Origin of the sequence: Nostocoides australiense Ben110 (genome assembly GCF_001050535.1) — a bacterium.
In the GTDB taxonomy this organism is placed as follows: Bacteria; Actinomycetota; Actinomycetes; order Actinomycetales; family Dermatophilaceae; genus Nostocoides_A; species Nostocoides_A australiense.
The window spans coordinates 4,249,980-4,250,984 of record NZ_HG764815.1; the positions used below are offsets into that span (position 1 = coordinate 4,249,980).

1 protein-coding gene is annotated in these 1,005 nt (G+C 75.5%); it reads left to right on the plus strand.

The window, feature by feature from the left end; translation table 11 throughout:
* Window positions 1–80: 80 nt before the first annotated feature.
* The coding region (locus BN11_RS21065; protein WP_048700445.1) for a PspC domain-containing protein at window positions 81–1,005 on the plus strand (925 nt) is incomplete at its 3' end.

The following is a 1,005-nucleotide window of genomic DNA, read 5'->3' on the forward strand; positions in this document are numbered from 1 at the left end:
CCCCGAATGGGGCCCGCCTCAGGGACACCCCAGGGCCGACCCGCATCGCGCCCCCGCGCGCGCGCGGGCAGGCTGGGACCATGACCACACCGCCGCCCCCTGCCCCCGCGCCGGGACCGTCGTCGTCCTCCGCGCCGGGGCGCGAGCCGATCGTCGACGAGTTCACGTCGGCAGTCGCCCGGCTCGGCATCCGGCGCACCACGGAGGGCTGGGTGGGCGGCGTGTGCGACGGCATCGCGTTGCGCTGGAGCATCGACCCGGTCGTGGTCCGGGTGGCGTGCATCGTGCTGGCGCTCTTCGGCGGTTTCGGGATCGCCGTGTATGCCGCGGGCTGGCTCCTCCTGCCCGCGCCGGACGGCCCGAGCCTGCTGAGCCGGATCTCCGCGTCCGCCGGGCACACGGTCGCGCTCCTGGCCCTGGCCGGCCTCGCCCTGGTCGTGATCGTCTTCAGCGGCTCGGGCCTGTACGACCCGCAGGGGTGGGGGCTCAGTCAGCTGCTGCTCCTGCTGGTCATCGGCGGGGTCGGGTATGCCGCGCTGCGCTCCCGCCCCGGGCCGGGCACCGCTCCGCCGCCCCCGGCCCAGCAGGCCCCGCCCGGCGCGGCTGGATCACCTGGCGTGGCTGGATCATCCGGCGCGACTGGATCGTCCGGTGCGACTGGGTTAACTGGTGCAGCTGGATCATCTGTTGCGGCTGGATCGAGCGGCGGGGCTGGATCACCCGGCGGGGCACCGGAAACGCACCCGACGCCCCTGTGGCCGCCGGTGCACCGCGTCCCGGCAACCCCCGGCGGCGCCGGAGCATCCGACGTCGAGCACACCCTGCCCGACCCGGTCTGGCCCGACCCGGTCTGGCCGGACCATGGTTCGCCGGGTCCTGGTTCGCCGGGTCCTGGTTCGGCGGATGCAGCGTCGCCGGATGGGGCTCCCGCGTCGGCGACCGGCGCGTTCGTGGCCTCGCAGCAGATCAGCCCGACGATCCGTGCAAGCGCGGCAGGCACCGCCA